At 37.0% G+C, this 19818-nt stretch carries 14 protein-coding genes and 1 pseudogene; 3 read left to right on the top strand and 12 right to left on the bottom strand.

Going from position 1 to position 19818, the window contains the following annotated elements; all coding sequences use genetic code 11:
• Nucleotides 1-10 precede the first annotated feature (10 nt).
• The 4 genes and pseudogenes from nadD to FR7_RS09065 form a co-directional block, all read right to left on the bottom strand.
• Complete coding sequence (gene nadD / locus FR7_RS09080) at nucleotides 11-628, bottom strand: nicotinate-nucleotide adenylyltransferase (RefSeq protein WP_007936251.1); 618 nt, start codon at nucleotides 626-628, stop codon at nucleotides 11-13.
• A gap of 285 nt (nucleotides 629-913) precedes the next feature.
• Nucleotides 914-2128 carry an ABC transporter permease gene (locus tag FR7_RS09075; protein WP_007936250.1) on the bottom strand — a complete coding sequence of 405 codons (1215 nt, stop codon included), beginning with the start codon at nucleotides 2126-2128 and terminating at the stop codon, nucleotides 914-916.
• Nucleotides 2129-2140: 12 nt separating this feature from the next.
• Nucleotides 2141-2826 (bottom strand): annotated as a pseudogene (locus tag FR7_RS09070) (ABC transporter ATP-binding protein).
• Nucleotides 2827-2839: 13 nt separating this feature from the next.
• Nucleotides 2840-3922, bottom strand: coding sequence for an efflux RND transporter periplasmic adaptor subunit (locus FR7_RS09065; RefSeq protein ID WP_007936248.1), 1083 nt, complete (start codon nucleotides 3920-3922; stop codon nucleotides 2840-2842).
• A 445-nt stretch (nucleotides 3923-4367) separates the two neighbouring features.
• Between FR7_RS09065 and FR7_RS09060 the strand changes: the two genes are divergently transcribed.
• Nucleotides 4368-5123 carry a hypothetical protein gene (locus FR7_RS09060; RefSeq protein ID WP_007936246.1) on the top strand — a complete coding sequence of 252 codons (756 nt, stop codon included), beginning with the start codon at nucleotides 4368-4370 and terminating at the stop codon, nucleotides 5121-5123.
• A 30-nt stretch (nucleotides 5124-5153) separates the two neighbouring features.
• Here the strand turns inward: FR7_RS09060 and FR7_RS09055 are convergent, their stop codons facing one another.
• The 4 genes from FR7_RS09055 to FR7_RS09040 all read right to left on the bottom strand — a co-directional run bounded on the left by FR7_RS09055 (nucleotide 5154) and on the right by FR7_RS09040 (nucleotide 10770).
• The gene (locus FR7_RS09055) at nucleotides 5154-5609 is read right to left on the bottom strand and encodes a hypothetical protein (RefSeq protein WP_007936244.1); all 456 of its coding nucleotides are present in this window, start codon (nucleotides 5607-5609) and stop codon (nucleotides 5154-5156) included.
• Nucleotides 5610-5711: 102 nt separating this feature from the next.
• Nucleotides 5712-8924, bottom strand: coding sequence for an O-linked N-acetylglucosamine transferase family protein (locus FR7_RS09050; protein ID WP_007936243.1), 3213 nt, complete (start codon nucleotides 8922-8924; stop codon nucleotides 5712-5714).
• A gap of 25 nt (nucleotides 8925-8949) precedes the next feature.
• A complete protein-coding gene (locus FR7_RS09045; protein WP_007936241.1) occupies nucleotides 8950-9873 on the bottom strand; it encodes a hypothetical protein in 924 nt (307 codons plus the stop codon).
• Between the two features lie 63 nt (nucleotides 9874-9936).
• On the bottom strand, nucleotides 9937-10770 hold the full coding sequence (locus tag FR7_RS09040; protein ID WP_007936240.1) for a hypothetical protein: 834 nt from the start codon (nucleotides 10768-10770) through the stop codon (nucleotides 9937-9939).
• A gap of 175 nt (nucleotides 10771-10945) precedes the next feature.
• Here FR7_RS09040 and FR7_RS09035 point away from each other — a divergent pair, with 175 nt between their 5' ends.
• Nucleotides 10946-12874 carry a glycosyltransferase gene (locus FR7_RS09035; protein ID WP_007936239.1) on the top strand — a complete coding sequence of 643 codons (1929 nt, stop codon included), beginning with the start codon at nucleotides 10946-10948 and terminating at the stop codon, nucleotides 12872-12874.
• Between the two features lie 15 nt (nucleotides 12875-12889).
• A complete protein-coding gene (locus tag FR7_RS09030; RefSeq protein WP_007936238.1) occupies nucleotides 12890-13858 on the top strand; it encodes a GDP-mannose 4,6-dehydratase in 969 nt (322 codons plus the stop codon).
• 34 nt (nucleotides 13859-13892) lie between these two features.
• On the opposite strand, the gene FR7_RS09025 is transcribed toward FR7_RS09030, so the two are convergent.
• The 4 genes from FR7_RS09025 to gmd form a co-directional block, all read right to left on the bottom strand.
• Nucleotides 13893-16721 (bottom strand): AMP-binding protein, encoded by a 2829-nt coding sequence (locus FR7_RS09025; protein WP_007936237.1) that lies wholly within the window; start codon nucleotides 16719-16721, stop codon nucleotides 13893-13895.
• A 34-nt stretch (nucleotides 16722-16755) separates the two neighbouring features.
• The gene (locus tag FR7_RS09020) at nucleotides 16756-17622 is read right to left on the bottom strand and encodes a hypothetical protein (RefSeq protein ID WP_007936236.1); all 867 of its coding nucleotides are present in this window, start codon (nucleotides 17620-17622) and stop codon (nucleotides 16756-16758) included.
• An 87-nt stretch (nucleotides 17623-17709) separates the two neighbouring features.
• Nucleotides 17710-18642: a GDP-L-fucose synthase family protein gene (locus tag FR7_RS09015; RefSeq protein ID WP_007936235.1), complete on the bottom strand. Its 933-nt coding sequence runs from the start codon at nucleotides 18640-18642 to the stop codon at nucleotides 17710-17712.
• A 72-nt stretch (nucleotides 18643-18714) separates the two neighbouring features.
• Nucleotides 18715-19812, bottom strand: coding sequence for a GDP-mannose 4,6-dehydratase (gene gmd, locus FR7_RS09010; RefSeq protein WP_007936234.1), 1098 nt, complete (start codon nucleotides 19810-19812; stop codon nucleotides 18715-18717).
• Nucleotides 19813-19818: the final 6 nt, after the last annotated feature.

Genomic DNA, 19818 nt, shown 5'->3' with positions numbered 1-19818 from the left:
TGTTTTACTACTATTCTTTATACAAATTTTCTTTGCAGATATAAATCTCAACGCTTTCAGGAACAAAATATTTAATCGATCTTCCCTGCCGCACTTTCTCTCGTACATCTGTAGAAGATATCTCTAGTTCAGGGGTAGGCAAAGAGTGGATACGTTTAAAACCTTTCTCACCAAAAGGTTTTATTATATCCTCTAGTGTGTATGCACTGCCTGGACGGTTGGCAGCAATAAAATGACAGATCTCTAAAAGGTGATCAATGTCTTTCCATGATGCTAATTCTTGTATGGTATCGGAACCAACAATAAAATAAAACTCTATATTATCCCCATATTGCTTAATTAGCTCCAATACCGTATCAATCGCATAGGATAGCCCTGGCCGTTCTATTTCGATGGGCGATACATGAAAATGAGGATTGGAATAGGTAGCCATTACGGTCATAATGTACCTATGTAGTGGTTTCGTTACCCGAGAATGCTGTTTATGCGGTGGATTTGAAGCTGGAATAAATAATACTCTCTCAAGATCATATTCCACGCGGACTGCTTCAGCCGTTGCCAAGTGACCAGTATGTATAGGATCAAAGGTACCACCCATAATACCAATCTTACGTTTTTTATCTGACATAAAGGTTCTCCTACGATACAAATAGTCTTGTCTTATTATATCACACCTCAAAAAGACAAGACTATTTTTTCCTATATAAAACTACACTTCTATTGCAATAAAGCATAAAGTAATATTCGAATGCCCGCCATGACCGATGCCATTATCACAATGGCCCGAATATAGTCCAAGCAATCATGTTTTCCTTTGTCCGTTTTCAAGTAATTCATTAACGAATAAAAGTATCCCATTGTCTTTCCCCTTATCATATCCATTCACCTTATTTTGCCACAAAATACTTACTTTTTATTCATAGCGCAATGCGTCAATCGGATCTAATAATGCTGCTTTTCTGGCAGGATAGATACCAAAAAATAATCCAATCGCTACGGAAAATCCAAAGGCCATAAGAATAGAACCTGACGAAATAGCAGTGTTCCAGCCAGCAATTGCTGAAATGGCATATGCTGCGGCAATACCTAATCCAATACCAATTAAACCGCCTGTTACACCAATAACAATGGCTTCAATAAGAAACTGCAGTAAAATATTGCGATAAGTAGCACCTAGAGCTTTTCGAATGCCGATTTCTCTTGTACGCTCTGTCACAGATACCAGCATAATATTCATAATACCAATACCACCAACTAATAACGAGATTGCTGCAATATTCCCTAAAAGCAATGTAATGGTTTTTGTCGTTTCCTCTGCTGTAGCCATCACTGCCGCTAAGTTACGAACCGTAAAATCATCCGGCATATCTTTTGCTAACTTATGGCGTGAACGTAAAAGAGAGGTGATATCCTCTTGTGCCTGATTAATGCTTTCCGGACTAACCGCCTGTACGCTAATGGTTTGTATATAGCTAATCCCCATCATACGTTCTTGAGCTGTCGTTAAGGGAATCACCACAACATCATCTTGGTCCATACCACCTGCTGACTGCCCTTTTCCCTCAAATACACCAACTACTACAAAGGGAGCTGAATTAATACGTACCGTCTGTCCCACAGGATAGATGGTACCGAATAAATTATCAGCAGTGGTTTTCCCCAGAACTGCAACTCTCATTCGCGTTTCTACCTCTTGATTCGAGAAAAATCGTCCCAACTCCACATTAAAATTCCGAACACTCACAAATTCAGGCGTAGTCCCTTGGACCGTTGTCATCCAATTTTTATTCCCATACACCAGTTGGTATTGTTTACTAACGCTAGGCGCAACGGCACTGACACCTTCGATTTGACGCCCTATTGCCTGAGCATCTTTATTGGTCAGAGTAGTGTTAGAACCAGCGGCCAGCCTCACACCAGAAGGTGATGTGGCACCAGGGGTAATAATCAGAAGGTTACTCCCTAAACCAGCAATTGAATCTTGTATTTTATTTTGCACTCCCATACCAATCGACACCATCGCAATGACGGCACCTACACCAATAATAATTCCCAGCATTGTCAATATAGAACGCATTTTATTCGCTTTTAATCCTTCTAATGCTATAATAATGCTTTCCCACAGCAAAAAAATCACCTCCTAGACTTTGAGCAACGCTTCATCACTGATAATTAGACCATCACGAAAAGAGATAATACGCCTTGTAAATTGAGCAATCTCGATTTCATGTGTAACCAAAACGATGGTTCGCCCTTCTTTGTTAAGCTTCGTAAATATCTCCATGATCTCATTGCCAGATTTACTGTCAAGATTTCCGGTAGGTTCATCAGCCATAATAATACTAGGGTTATTCACTAAGGCCCGCGCAATTGCCACACGCTGGCGCTGCCCCCAGACAACTCATTAGGACGATGATGCATCCGATCGGCTAAACCCACCATAGATAGAGCAGCAGCAGCCATGGAATCTCGTTCCTGTTTTACTACTCCTGCATATACAAGAGGCAAAGCTACATTTTGTTGAGCTGACATACGAGGCAGCAAATTAAAGTTCTGAAAAACAAACCCGATTTTCTTATTTCTGGTAACCGCCAATTCATCATCTTTTAACGTAGCTACCTCTTCCCCATCTAGCATGTAAGATCCGCTGGTAGGCCTGTCAAGGCAGCCTAATATATTCATCAAAGTTGATTTACCCGACCCCGACGGTCCCATAATGGCTGTAAATTCTCCGGCGCTGATCTCCAGTGTAATTCCTGCCAAAGCAGCAACTTGGGTATCACCCATCTGGTATATTTTCTTTATATTGGAAAGTACAATGCTCATTGCCGATCCCTCCTTAGCGACCAAGTGGACCGCGCATATTTCCAGAAGCCTGAGGCAGTGCTTTTGCTTGCGGAAGCACAATTTGATCACCATCCGCAAGACCACTGGTAATTTCTACCTTATCTTCGTTAGATAGTCCAGTCGTAACATTGATATTTTCAATCTTTCCGCTGACCATGATCTGGACATATGGCTGACCTTGATTTTCCTTAATAGCAGACAGGGGTACAAGGATTGTATTTTTACTTTCCCCGCTTTGTATTGATACTCTTGCCGTCATAGTTGGTTTGAGCATTGTTCCAGGTCCTTCAACATCAATGGTTACAACATAATAGACTACATTTTGCGTTATATTCGCCTTTTGGGATATATTCGATACCGTGCCTGAGAACACTTTATCAATGTAGGCATCTACGGTAAACGTCACCCTTTGTCCTAATGCAATTTTTCCAATATCAGATTCATCGACCTGCGCCTCAATCTGCATTTTTGACAAGTCGGCCACACTCATGAGAACCATAGGAGTGGAAATCCCTGGAGCCACGGTCTGACCAGCAGGAATCGGCTTACCAATAATAACACCATCAATCGGTGCTTTAATGACAGTATCATCTAATTGGGATACAGCATCATCATAGGTTGCCTGCGCCACACTATAATCCATAATGGAAGCATCCAACTGTTGATTGGAGATAGCTCCGATACGATTTAATTGTAAATTCCGCTGATAATTTGCCGATGTGTTTTCTAATTTGGCACGTGACTGAGATACTTGTGCCATGAGCCGTTTATCATCCAGTAAGATCAATATTTGCCCTGCTTTTACCTGCTCATTTTCAAGCACTCTGACTTCCTTTATTAAACCAGTTATCTTTGAACTAATATCAACAATATTTACAGGATTGATCGTACCAGTTGCTGATACCAATGACACGATGTCGCCTCGCTCTACTGCTACTAACTGCGTTGTTACTACGGGCTTACTTTTATCTACATACATCCTGATTCCAAATGTAGCTGCCACACCCACAATGATTATTAATAGTATGATTTTTTTATACTGGTACCTTTTTTGCCATAACGTTTGAACTTGCATAAAATCCCTCCCCAAGTTTGAATTTCATTAGAATCAGGTTTTGGTGTAATCTTATTGTATGGTCTTTCCACTATATGGTCAATTAAGTTTTTACAAAAAAGCAATAAAACGGTATTTTGGTGCTGTTTTTATTGCTTTTTGGGTTTTAACAAAATCCTGGCGATCCATAATTGATGTTAGTTCCCAAAACACTCCAAGATGCATACCATGGGATAAAAATAAGTAATAGAATAGAAATAATTAAGATGTCAACTGCGCTCGAAAATATTACATTTTTTCTTCTTAATGGCACCTTTCAGAAGAAAAAACATATTATGAATTAAGAATATAAAAGTCTTATGTATTAAGAGTATATAAGTATTCTTTATTTTTTCAGGAGGGATGCCTATTACTTTAGATACTAAATACTCAACCAAAATCCAACATTTTAGAGGAGGCTTTTGCTATGATAGACAGCAAGTATTTTGAGATTCCCGATTTTTGTGAATTGACCCGCCAATGTGAACCAAACTGCCCCTGCAATAGCTGTCTTGGTATCTTTAACACCTGCGGACCAGTTTTTGGTACTACAACGCCCCCAGTAAGCAGAATACCAACATGTGAATGTCATGACATTTGTGTAGAAGAAGTCGTACTTATTGGTAATTCCGGTGAATTTACAAGATGCATAGCCTACCCTCCAGTAGGACCATGCCGAGTACAATGCAACGGAACCTTTACTTTCCCAACACTCACAGTGGGTGAAACCTGCCAGGTTATCTTATGGTGCGCCGATGAGCAAATTGATGAAGGCTGCCAGAGTATAACAGTCAGAATTGGATTGGTACTCATCTGCGGCAATTGCACCACAAACCCAATCATTCTTCCACTCCCAACCTTTACTAAAACCTTTACCACTTTCTATGGATTCCCAGATTGCACTCCTGTAACCGGACAGCAATTAAAGAATGAATTAACCAGGATTGACGGTTCATGCCTTGTAGCTCAATTTAATGCAGTTGTCACTAGCCCTCAACAGATTACAATTACAGGAAAGATTATAGATAAATTATGGAGAAGCGAAAACTTGTGGGTAGAAGGGATCAGACCGTTTGAATTAACGGATGAAGCCATCGCTAATGGATACTCTTCCTTTACAGTAAAAGGCTCATTTGATACCAGCCATCATGGTAGCAGTTCTGGAGATTGTCCCATAGTTTAACATAAAAGCAGACCAGGTAGGTCTGCTTTTTTATTCCTTTTGATGTAATAATATTTCAATTTGCTCTAACCTCTTATTCATATCCTGAAGAATTTCCATTACATGAACCCAAGGCTGATGATCCTCATCACTTACTTCCACATTGGTTTTATGCCAGCGTCGATTTTGACTGATTTCACCGGATGCGACTGCTGGTATGGTATCCATCAATTTTTGTAGAGCACTCTGATCAGGCAAGAGATAATATTTTTGATCGCCATCTTGTGCAACAAGATTTTCCTCACCTAATAGCTGCTCTAATTTTTCCTCTGTAATTGTCGGAAAAAAAGTACTGTCTTTCTGCAAGTTTTTGACACGATTCGTTATTTTCTCCAACATTGTATCTTGTGGTATCTTTTCTAATGGAGGAATAGGCGGCTGCCAAAGTTGGCTTTCCTGAACCAAAGGCTTCGAATTCTCATCGTCTCCTCTATGAGACTTTTCCATTATAGTTCTCCTCCTTTTCATAAACGTTGATAACTTTATAGAATCTACTTTACCATTATTTGTACTGTAGTATATGCACAACTCTTGGATAGGTACCTTAAATTAATGTTTATCCTCAAAAATTTTTAATAAAGCATTTTCATAATGAAGTTGTGCTGCTGCGCCATTAAATAAAACCGATTTTACTTGCTTGGTTATTTTCTTTTTGATCTGTTCCCTAAGTTCTTTATCCATAGCTAATTTCACGGCCCATTCCACATATTCTTCTTCATCCATCCCAATACCCTCTCGTATTCCAAGGGCTCTGAGCATATGAGATCCCCATCTGCTTCTAGCCATATCTCCTTCTTGGGTTACCATTGGTAATCCCATATATAATCCTTCCAAGGATGTCGTCCAGCCTCCATAAGGATATGTGTCTAATTGAATATCAGCAATTGCTAATAACGCATCAATCCTGCCTAATGGTGGTACAATAAACAAACGATTTTCAACTCCGGCATTTCTGGCAGCCAGCTTAATTCGTTCACCTAGCTGATTATCAAGATTCGATGAATGACATGGCTTAAGTAATATACAGGCATTAGGAACGCGCTTTAGAATTTCTACCAATAATCGATCCCGTGACGGACCATGCTTAATACCATTTGCACAAGAAACAAAAACTACCGCCTCTTCAGGTATCTTCCAATCTTTGCGGGTGACAGGAATAAACTCTGCAAAGGGGGGCGGAAACTGAGCTGCTCCCAGATTCGGTAGTCTTATTAATTTTTCTCGGTAATGAGAACTAGCATCAGGTGGCTCAAAATCACCGCTAATATAATAATCAATAGTCGGCAGACCAGTGGTTGTGCCATGACCTACTAACACACACTGAATTGGTACTAACCGAAGTCCCGCCAGCATATACGTCAAAGGATCCATACCGATATCCGTATAAATTAAAATATCAGGCTTACTATCGCTGATGCTTTGCATGACACTATACACATCTTCAACTGCATCAATCTGTTTAAAATGTTTAAAGCGGTCGCTATATTTTTCAAAAATACTGGTAATTTCATCATAGACCTTTCCCAAAGCAAATGTATATACTTCAAAATTGTCTTTATTATGATGGATCACTCGATTGATCATATAGTAACTAACAGCCTGCCCGTAAAACAGTCGGGAAATATAACCGATACGTATTTTTTTCTTTTTCCTGTTTTTCTTAAAACTAGTATTTACTTTTTTATTTCGAGAAGTATACTGCTCCATGTGAGCAGCAATAAAATCACCAAACCCAGCTAACGCAGGCAGATTATTACCACCGATATAAGAAATACGCCAAAGAACTTTGGTACATTCGTTTACCAAAGGAATGAACGAGCTTGTTGGAATATGCATTGAAAATAAATGTGATGTATATTTTAATATTTTATCTCGATGCTTTTCTTCAATATTGTAATAAGGGACATGCAGCAGCCAAAAAGTAATAAGTACCTTATAATATTCAGGGATCTTCTCTTCCTGCCATAATTGAACAACATCGATATTAAATTGCTCTGCATCCATTGGCCGATACATGCTGATTAAGAGATATTCTTTAAAACCTGCAGACGAATCGGTGAATGCAGGACTCTCATTTTCTTGCACAGGCAAGGATAAAAAGTCATTTAGAAATACTTGCTGCCAAAGTATATACAGTCTTTGCTGCTGCTCCTCCTTGAGCTGAATGAACTTGCCTTCCGGCACTTTACTAAAATAAGCAGTTAGGCACGCACGCAGCGTCCTAATAAATTCATAAAGAGCTTCCATTTCTTTAGCCCGCAAATCAATGCCGCTTTCTGGTATGGACCTGCAGCTTTGCCACTGGGTAATCACATCCCATAAAACATGACTTTCTGAAATAGGATTAATTCGTTTAAGGCAATGATTACAAAACCGATCTACAAATTGCAGTTTTTTCCTGCTCTCTTCTGTCTTAAAATGAGAATATTTATGATGAAATGCCTTCCAAACAAAGCCCCAGCCTTTACTTTTACAACTCTCTATTAGTTGAACGATTTCCTCATCATAAGGATTCCAACTCTTATGATCATCTGTAATGGGGTTACTCTTTTTCAATATTTCTTCATATAAGCATATATACTCATCTACCATACGTCTCTCACTAAATTTTTCTACAACTCGCAGGCGTGCAGCCCTGCCAGCGCGTTGTCTAATCTCTTCATTTTCCAGGAAATAAGAGATACCTTCAATCAGCTCACCTACATTTCCTCGCTCCACCAAATAACCATTTTCTTTATGAATTACCAGTTCCGGAATTCCCCCTACAGCAAAGGCAACAACTGGCGTCCCTGATGCCATCGCCTCACAGATAGTAAGACCAAAAACCTCTGCTAAGGTAGGAGAAACATAAAGATCAACAGCCGCATAATACTGAGCCAACTGCTGCTGATTATCAATAAAAGGAACATCAATATGAAGGATTGGAAAGTCTTCTAAGGTAGATACACTGTATGATCCTATCGTAAGTAAAACAATATCGGGATACTGTTTATAGAGTTGCAGCAGTGCTTGACGTAAGTACTCGCCTCCCTTATAAGGGTTATTTAAACCACCATGAGCAGTAAATAAAATTATTTTTTGATTAACTGGCAGCCCTAATTTAAAACGTAGTTCCTCTTTGCTGCCAGGTTGAAATGTACCTACATCAACACCATTATAAATCAGCCGAATCTCTTTCTCTTGCAGCAGGCTTACTTTTGCTTGCCTGCTTAACCATGCAGAAGGGCACACTGCTGTAAAATTAGATACTTTATACATTAAACTTTTAATAAGCTGTACCAATTCACGCTGCAACCCGCTCTTATTTTCTGTATCCTGAGGACATGCTCCACACCAATCTTCTTTCCAGCCATTACAAACATCAATAGATAAACAATTTGCGGTAAAGGCAAGGGGATCATGCAGCGTCCAAATTAAGGGCTTAGATGCCAAAAAGGGCAACAATAAAAAAGAAAAATAATTACCATTAATACAATGTAAATGAACCAAGTCAGCCTGCTCAAATAAAGGATGATTTAATACTTTTAGCAAGGCTGCAGAATATAGATCAAATAATCCTTCTTTTTCTTGCTGGTCTAAAAGTTTTTTTTGCCATGCAGTTTGTAAAAAGGGAATCTGAATCACTCGATCATCCTGAGATGCTGTGTGGTGGGCAAACGTAACAGTCTCATGCCCCATCTGAGTCAGGTAGTTCATAAGAGTCCAGGAAATCCTTGCTGCCCCTCCATGTTTATCAAAAAGATTGATATGTACTACCTTCATTATTTTCATCCCCCTATTCAAGCACTCAGCAGGAAAAATTATTGGCTTGTAAAAAAGTATCTGCCCAGGCATCACGAATGATAAATTGCGGATGCTTTAATGGGAGTTCTATAGCTTCCACAGGTAAATTAGCAAGGGAACTTCCCATATCTTTCGTATGAGTCCCTTCTGGGCCATATCCAATATTGGATACCAAATTGACATTTGGTAAGATATGCAACCCACTTTGCAGAAAACAAGCAAATGCAAACTGAAAATCCCAAGCATCTATCTTTTTATGGTAAGCAGCTTCAAACATACGATACCAATATTGAGCAATCCGCACTCCACCAATCACTTCAAATTGAGGCTGATCATTGTGATTTGCCACCTGCATACTGCCAAAGATATCAAACAACCATTGCCCCTTGCGAACTTCGGGCCAAAGCTTCATGTCAAAATCATAATGCTGCCATGCTCTTTTCCATGTTGCCCAACCACAGGTCTGAGTATAGCGGGAAAAATAATAGCTATCTGCTGTTCGTCGTCTGCCAAACTGAAAATTATTCCCTGAAATACTCATAATACGTTGATCATCAGAATACTTTTTCAATAATTCCTGGCAATAAGGAAAGAATGTTGGATGAGGTAAACAATCATCTTCCAAAATGATTGCCTCTTCCACCAAACTAAAGACCCAATCAATTCCAGTAGCTGGACGCCTCCCGCAGCCTAAATGAATGGGAGAATAATTTTTTATAACTTCACAATCCCAATCAATGGTCTCAATCATATTACGAACTAAAGCACAATTTTCTATGTCATCCTCTCTATTTGGCCTAGGGGCATCGGCAATTACTAATAATTTTTCGGGTCTAACTTTACGAATCTCTGCAAAAACTCGCTGTGTAAGGTCAGGACGATTAAATATAATCAACGCTATGGGGGTAGTACACACAAAATCCTTCATACAACCACCTCATTGTCTTATTCCATTAATCTAACTTATTCCTAGCAATTCTAAAAAATGATACTACATGGTCCTAAAAAACAGTAATTTATCAATAATTCTTCCTTGTATCTCACCTTTGATAATTACTTCCTTAATCTGGGATACCAATTTTTGTCTTGTTTCTTTATCATAATTCTCATCATATAATGTTAATTTCTTCGAGTATCGTTCGATAAATTTTAATATATAGTAAGGTGAAGAAGCCTCAATAGAAAGTGGCCTAACATGTCGCAATAATAAATAATGGAATAATTGATTAGAGATTTCATTATTCCAATTAACCTTATGCTTTATGTGGTAAGCATGAGGTGTCATAACTTTCTTTACAGGTATACCAGAAAATAAAGGCGCTAGTATTGCCCAATAATCCCAACATGGCAAACCAAGACAAAATGCAGATGGGGGGTAAGTTGCAATAACCGACTTATCAAAAAAAAAATAATCAAACCCTTCTTGCACTACTTCACCTCTTGTACTCGTAAGTTTTTCCACATCCATACGAGACCCATAAATCAAAGAACCTACAGCCTCTTTTAAAAGTAAAGAATACAATTCTGCTTTCACTAATTGAATATCTGAATTGACAATTCCACAAACCTTACAGTCCTGTTTCAATAAAACGGTCATTATATCATCAAAATAAACATAAGGCTTACCATATTGTTTTCTGGCATCTTTGAAAACTCGAACAAATTCAATTGTAGGAAAATGAGGTTTTAAAATGGTGATTTCCTCTTCGCAATTCACTGATATCACTGTAAATCCAATTTTTTTCCAACTAGAAACAGCTTCTCTTTGGATATCAATTTCTTTACCTGGTGCTAATGACGTAGCAATCGTCATCTTCTGAATCATGACATCCCTCCTAATTCAACAATTTATATACCATCTATACAATCTAAGGTAACAATTTATATCTTCCATAATTTATATACATATACATATACATGTTACATATAAGCACCAAAATGTAAATTTGTTAATATACTAAAATAAAGTTATACAAATTTATTGATAAAGAGGAGATTATATGCTTAAAAATACACGTATAGGACTACCTCTGATAGGAAGTAAATATTGGTATGCAGGTGTTACAATAGTAGATTCCATTATCCATTCTGTCATACAAATCCCCAAAGAAGAGCGTCCCCAACTATTCCTAGTTATTACAGATGAGAATTTGCCGTACTTGGCTTCCTATGACCTTCTGCCTTTACATGAACACCTTATCCCGCTAACTGACGGTCTTATCTTTGTGGGTGAAAACTTAGCCTCTGCACAGATGCTGATTCAATATCCATTTGCCCATTATGCTTCCATTAACGACTTATTCAAAAATATAGATATAATGCTGCCAATCAATTCAGACCTATATCCTGGCAAACCCGGTATTCCATGGATACCTGATTTTCAGCACCATTATCTTCCCCAGCTTTTTACACCTGCGGATATTCAAAACCGCAACGATAAATTTAAAAAAATTGCTGACAATACTCCTCTGGTCATTTTTACCAGCAATGATGTAGAAAAGGATTTTTTACAGTTTTATCCTTCTTCTGCTGCTAAAACGAAAGTATTACCCATTCCCGTACATCCTAAACAAGAATGGTTTACCGAGGATTCCTATCAAACTCAATTAAAATATAATCTACCTGATAAATTTATCTTATGTTCAAATCAGTTTTGGATTCATAAAGATCATGCAACGCTATTTAAAGCCATAGCTATTTTGCGTCAATCAGGCCAAGATGTACATCTTGTATGTACTGGTTCAACATTTGATTATCGTAACCCTGATTATTTTATTGGACTACAAAAATACATTAGCGATCTAAATATAGCTGACCTTATTCATATTCTTGGATTGATACCACGTCAGGATCAAATACAGCTAATGCGTCACAGCCTCTTTGTCGTTCATCCATCCCTATTTGAAGGTTTAAACCTAACTGCACAAGAATGTCAGCTATTAGGCAAAAAGATTATCCTCTCAGACCTGGCCATACATCAGGAGCAAAACTTTGGAATCTATTTTGCGCGCGCTGATGCAATTGATTTAGCCAGAAAAATTTCTGAGTTAGTGCCAGTATCCGATCCTGGTCCCAGCAGATTAGAGGAAATAAAAGCCCAAATGATCTACAAGGAGAAAATAGAGAATTTTATTTACCAGTTATCTGAACTTATAGAAGATACTCAGCACATCTTCAATTCACCTCCCAATATTCATCGAATAACTACGCAAATAACTATTGCTACCTCCATAGCAGTAACGAAGGATATTGGAATACAAAAGAGATGCATTGAAAGCTGGCTTCATTGTGGTTTTAAAGTAGTCTCAATAAATACCCTAGATGAAATGAATATGGTAAAACATCATTTTCCTTATATTGAATTTGTAGGAGCTAATAGAGATGCCAGAGCACAATACGGAAAACCTTATATTTATATTGATGACATCTTATCTTATTTTGCATCGCAAGATTGTAAAATTTGCGGCATCGTTAATTCCGATATTTATTTTGCTAAAGAGAGCCTTCCAGCATTCATGTATACGCAGGCAATGAACTCCCTAGTTTTTGGTTCTAGAGTAGATGTTACCTCTTTCGAAAACCTGGCTAACGGAAATTTCTATAGCGGATTCGACTACTTCTTTTTCGACAGGGACTTTATAAAAATTTACCCACCTGCTAATTTCTGCATCGGCTTACCATGGTGGGATTATTGGGTCCCATTAGTCGCTATCGTATCTAAAATATCTGTCAAAAAAGTAATAAATCCAATTTGTTATCATATATTACATTCTACTAACTATTCAATGGATAACTATAAGAACCTTGCTATGCAAATAGCAGCACACTTATCTCTTGGCCCGCAACCAAGTGATATTCATATTGCGAACTTACAACAAACTGTTCTAAAATTTATAGAGAATTCATCTACAAAAATCAATTTTATTTAAACTGGTGGGATGAAAATGAGAAAAGCTCTTCTTACTGGGATTAATGGGCAAGATGGTTCCTATTTAGCTGAACTATTACTCAAAAAAGGATATGAAGTTCATGGAGTAATTAGACCTTCAAGTATCCAAAACCATCAAAAGCTCTCCTTCTTGAAAAATGATTTTAACCAATTAAAGCTGCATGTATGTTCTTTAAATAATCATTTATCAATTTACAAGCTTATTGATGCCATAAAGCCCGATGAATGTTATCATTTAGCCGCAGCCAGCTTTGTTAGCTATTCTTTTGAGGATGAAGCTTCTATTCTTGAAACCAATTTAAATCCAACACATTTCTTTCTTTCTAGTATCAAAGAATTGGTACCACAGTGTAAATTTTATTTTGCAGGCTCAAGTGAAATATTTGGCAACACTGATGTTGTACCACAACAAGAAACAACAAGATTTAACCCTCGTTCTATATATGGAATTTCAAAGTTAGCCAGTCATTACGTGGTAAAGAACTATCGTGAACATCATGGCTTATACGCCTGTACTGGATTTTGTTATAACCATGAATCACCCCGCCGCAATCATGCCTTTGTCTCACGAAAAATTACCTCAGGAGCTGCTAAGATATACTTGAACCGCGAAGACAAAATTCAAATGGGCAATATTGACGCCATCAGAGATTGGGGATACGCCCCTGAATACGTGGAAGCCATGTGGATGATGCTAAACAACCCCTATGGTCCTAAAGATTATATAATCGCCACTGGTATTCCTCATACGGTTCGCGATCTATTGGATCTTGCATTTTCATTGGTAGATCTTGACTATAGAAACTATATAGAAATCGACAGCAACTTTTTCAGACCCGGAGAACAAGTTCCTCTTTTAGGTGATGCTTCCAATATTCATAAAGATTTAGGCTGGCAGCCTAAAACCAAATTTTCAACAATTATCGAAGAAATGTTACTAAATGATATAAACCTATTAAAATAAGTAAAGTAAAACCCCGCTGAAGCGGGGTTTTACTTTACTTATTATTCAAATAGTTCTTAATATCCTCAGGAAGAGCAATAAATGAAAAATCTAATATCTTTTGGTCTATCTTAAAATCAGGGGGCAAATTAGCGAACAATGGTCCACCAGCTAACATAAGTGACAATACAGGTAATGATGTCTTAGGTGTTCCCCAACTTCCTGTTTGCAATACACACTCATAATTTGCTTCTAATGCAGGATCAAAACCACCACTAGCATTTAAAGCAGGAACAAAACAGAATTTCTTGCCTTGTTCTGTTAATTTTTTTTGTAAATAATGCAAACTACAAGGAAATCCGTGAATAATGAAGCTATTAAAGCGATTAATAACTTGCTCAATAAATAGCGGATTGACAGCATAAGAACAGAAATGCCACAAATCGTTATAGTCAGGGCTGTTATTTACGCTAACAACATCCTTAGTTTTTATCCTGTGTTTGTTTTGATTGATAAAATCACACAAAGCAGCAACTATCTTATCATGATTACTATAGTCTGGTTTACCCTCATAAATAACATTAAAATTATATTTATAGTCCTTATATTCCCAGTCAGCAGTATGCTGCTTGTATTTTTCACATACCGCAACTTTAAAAATGGGTACATTTAAATAATCCGTGATTTTCTTAATTGCATCCAAATGCATTGCAGGTGAAAGAGACGAACCATGGACAACATCCCCCACAGGTAGCAAATGATGATTTTTTGCATATTTCTGCCATCGATATACTACATAATCACTGACAGGACTTCTATTAAACTTTGTATCCATCACAGGAAATGTACCTGCACCTCCTACAGCAAATTCTGCATGATCATCCAGAAGAAGCAAGCTAGCGCCCTTAATTTTTTGTACACACTCATAATAATAAGAGTATCGTTCATCATAATTACGACAGAGGAAAAAATCGCAAAATATTAAATCGTGAGCAACAATAGGTGCTGGCGGCATGCAAACATGCTCGAATTCTACCTGCATACCTACTGCGTTTGAAATAAATTTCATATCTTCTTCAGTCAGGCGGAGAACAAAAGAAAAATCCATCATCGAGACAAGAGATATCACTTTTCTTGCGTCTGAGCGCAGAGGAACCTGATTCCTGTTTTTTTGCATACACACTTCAACAACCTCATTTAATGTCATAGACTTATTGATCTTAATATCACCTTTTTTCACGATACTGTCTAAAATGATAAGACCTAATGAATCTAAAGCCTCTGCTATTGGTAAATCAAAAGGTATTCCTTGAAAATGTCGCTTGATTTCATCGTGCATATGCAGTTCAATACTTTTATTAAAATTCTCCCAATTTTTAAATTTCTGAAAATCCTCATATGTTTTTTTGCGATTAATTTTACCTGATGAAGTTTTCGTTAAAAATTGGTCAGGAACAAAGTATAATTCAAAATGTTCCACTGGTAATGATTGACTTAAACGACTTGCCAATTCTCTATACTGTTCGCTATCAATGATATCTGCTCTTTCTAAAAGAATTAGAAGTGTCTGGGTTCCAGTTCCTTCATCATCTTTGGCTAAACATACACCACGACCTGCCCACTCTGGAGCAACTTGGGCGAGAATCGTATCCATTTCATTGAGCATAAACTTTTGTCCTGCCTGAATCATAATATCATGTTTGCGCCCTTCCACATATAGTTCTCCATTCTCCATAAATCCAATATCCCCAGTAGCAATATACCCTTCTTCATCTACTATACTAATTTGATCTAGATAGCACTGTATAGAATAGCCACTTTTGGCGAATATCTGATTATCAATTATTTTGATAAAAGTACCTGGAATAATCGCCCCACAACTTACAACGTCTCTACCATCTTTTTCATGGCTTTTTATACCATTGCTTTGGGATATCGCCATAATCGTTTCAGCGAATCCATAAACTACGGATATCGATTGCAAGTTAGCACCTAAATGCTCACAAAAGCGTACCATCGTATCTTTTTTAACAGGTTCTCCACCAGAAACCCATTTTCTCATTGTGGTAATTGGAATATCTAAGTTTTCCTTACTCATAACTTCAAAGCCAAAGTTAGGCATAAAACAAAGTGTACCTTTATAATCAGCGATTGTTTTAAATAATATAGAGCGATTAGTAACCCAAACAATCGGGTCAATTAAAACTAGTTTAACACCTAAAAAAATTGGCATCGTAAAGCAAGCAATAAATCCCATATCATGATACAAAGGTAACCAAGATACGATGCAATCTGTTTCCTTCATATCCATTATTTCATTATAATTTTGTATATAACTATATAATTCTTTGAAAGTAAATTTCATACCCTTGCGAAAACCAGTAGTACCTGATGATAACTGAATAAACGTACCATTAATAATTTCATCACAGCTGGTATCCGCCTCGAGAATTTCTTCTTCAAAGAAAATAGTTTTTACTAATTTTTCAATCCCCAATGATTTAATACCTGCTTCGCATATTACGCCCTGAATATTACTAGAAGAAATGGTGTGACTAACGGAGTTATGCCAATAAATCATACTTTGTTTTTTAGTTGGATATTGCATGATAAGTGGCTCTTTCCCTGCATCCAAAACAGCAAACCAATGTAATATTAATTCCTCGGAAGTTTTAAAAATCAATCCAATATGCTTTTCCTCAGGAAAATCCTGTATTATTTTATTACTTAACCATCTTATCTTTCTACCACATTCCCCCAAAACAATTTTTTCACAATTACTGTTATCAACAATGGTTATTTCGGGAATATTTTTTAAAACTATTTTTATATTTCCAGTTAGCTCCTCATCATCATACTGAATAGCAACTGCTGATTTTATCAAAAAAAAACACCTCTCCTTCCTAAAATTAATTGAATTATAAATTATGAACCTCCTGCCATTGGCAGGATGAATAATCAAAAGTTACGGGTATAATACACTCCTCAGGTGTTTTTTGCACAAAGTATTTCATAAACATTTTAGCCTCTCCCTGAAAATGAAGTGCTTTAAATTTGATAAATGTATTTAATACTAAATTTTTGCATAATACTCCCTTTGTCGTAAAATATATCTTTTTTCGACCATGCCATTGTTCATATTCATTTGTTAAATTTATATTCAAATCAAATACTGCATTGTTTTCAATAATTGACAAATCAAAAATTTTTTCTGGATGATGTCTCATATTACAATATAGGTTAATAAATATCATGTCAGAAATACCAGCATTTGGTACTTGTTTTATAACCATTTGATATATTTTTTTTAGCTCCTCAGTAAGAGATTGTACCGTGTAAAATGCAGTAATAAATTTACAAAAACCATCTAACGCTTCGAAATTGTTAATAAAGGCAATCCCACCTGAAATCCCGCCACAGAAAGCAAAATCGTAATTTGCGACATTTTCCGTTGAAATATCCTCATACAGCATTACATCAGAATCTTGATGATAACACCGGGCTATCTGATGCTTAGCCATAAAATCTCTTAACATAAACCATCTCTGAATGCAAAATAGTTCATATGCATAGTCATTAAAACTCATATGTTGATAAATTTTCGCAAAATCTTGTCCAGATTGACTATCATTTATATTAGCGTGTTTAACAAAAGAATATTTGTTATTGCTGTCATCACCAATTAATATAATATCGCTATCCTTATTCGATTTTTTTGCTTGTAGTAAACTATACTCCAGATATTCACTATCGCCATAGTGCATAAAAACAATTGGTATAGACATGTAGTTCCCCCTAATATTCTCCGAATATATCTTACTTATTGTCACACAAACTCTGTTAAGGCGACACAATCTGTAAACTTGCTATCATCAAATTACTAAGTTTTTTAAATACCATTGGTATGTGCGGCGTATACCATCCTCTAATTCTATTGCTGGACACCAACCAAGATTTGCCAATTTCGATACGTCCAATAACTTACGAGGAGTTCCGTCAGGCATCGCGGTGTTATACATAATGTTACCTGAATATCCCACAACTGCAGCAATTAAGGTTGCCAATTCAGCAATAGAAATATCTTTACCTACTCCGATATTTAACGGCTGGTTATCTTGATATTGATTCATTAAAAACAGACATGCATCAGCTAAATCATCTACATGCAAAAATTCCCGCCGTGGCTTGCCTGTACCCCAGATTTCGACATTGGATAGATGATTCATTTTTGCTTCATGAAACTTTCTAATAAGCGCTGGTAGTACATGAGATGATGCTAAATCAAAATTATCATTAGGTCCGTATAGATTCGTCGGCATAACAGAAATAAAAGTTGTTCCATATTGCTCATTATACGCTTGGCACATTGTTATTCCTGCAATTTTAGCAATTGCGTAAGGTGCATTGGTAGCTTCTAACTCACCCGTTAACAAATATTCTTCTTTTATCGGTTGAGGAGCTAATTTAGGATAAATACAAGAACTTCCCAGAAATAATAACTTTTTGACCTTATTTTGATAAGCAGCATTAATAATATTGGCTTGCATCATTACATTATCGTAGATGAAATTAGCTGGATAAGTATCATTCGCTAATATACCCCCTACTTTTGCAGCAGCCATAAATACATACTCTGGCTGCTCAATGGCAAAAAAAGTAGCCACATCTTCTTGATTGCGCAAGTCTAGCTCCTTGCTAGTACGAAATATAATATTCTTATAGAAATGATTCTTCAATTTGCCTAGAATTGCTGTTCCGACTAAACCTCCATGGCCGGCAATATAGATTTTGCCATGTTTATCCATAGTCTGCCTCCACATGTAATAATATAGGAAAAATTCCTTTAGAGATATTTTTCTATTAAAAGAGCTTTATTTTTATTCTTTAGCTTTCCGTATACTTTCAGTGCTAAAGCCATATTTTTGGCATAATAATTCACGTTCCATCCATTTGATATCTTGCGTTACCATCATATCTACCATTTCAATCAAACTAACTTCTGGAGTCCATTTTAACTTTTCTTTGGCTTTCGTGGCATCACCTAACAACAAATCGACTTCTGTTGGACGAAAATAACGGGCATCTACCTCAATCAAAGTCTTTCCATTCGCTGTATCTATGCCTTTTTCTTCTATACCTGCTCCTTGCCATTCAATATTCACTCCAATAGCACGAAAGGCTAGTTCCACAAATTCACGTACCGAATGAGTCTCTCCCGTCGCAATGATGTAATCCTCTGCCTTTTCCTGCTGCAGCATAAGCCACATTGCTTTTACATAATCACCAGCAAATCCCCAATCTCTTTTTGCATCTAAGTTGCCTAAATATAAGATACTGCCTACCCCTAGTTTATGATGGGCTACGGCTCTCGTAATTTTGCGTGTAACAAAGGTTTCGCCACGAATCGGTGATTCATGATTAAATAAAATTCCATTACAAGCAAACATGTTATACGCTTCCCGATAATTAACAACAATCCAATAGGCATATAATTTAGCCGCAGCATACGGACTCCGAGGATAAAAAGGAGTCGTTTCTTTCTGGGGAGTCTCCTGAACTTTTCCAAACAACTCACTGGTAGCTGCTTGATAAAACTTAACTTTATCAGTCATATTCAATATGCGTAATGCCTCCAATAACCTCAAGGTTCCCAAGGCATCTGCATTCGCAGTATACTCTGGTGTATCAAAAGAAACCTGAACATGACTTTGGGCTGCTAAATTATATATTTCATCGGGTTGTACTTCCTGAATAATTCGGATTAAATTGGTGGCATCTGTCATATCGCCATAATGCAAGAAGAATTTGACTTGTTTTTCATGGAAATCCTGATAGAGATGATTAATTCGAGCTGTATTTATTAAAGAACTACGCCGTTTTATACCATGAACAATATAGCCTTTCTCCAGTAAAAATTCAGCCAGATAAGCACCATCCTGACCTGTTATTCCTGTAATCAATGCTACTTTTTCCATCACATT

Origin of the sequence: Pelosinus fermentans DSM 17108 (assembly GCF_000271485.2) — a bacterium.
Lineage (GTDB): Bacteria > Bacillota > Negativicutes > DSM-13327 > DSM-13327 > Pelosinus > Pelosinus fermentans.
The sequence above is the reverse complement of the archived record's forward strand: the minus strand, read 5'-3'. Positions and strand labels throughout refer to the sequence as shown.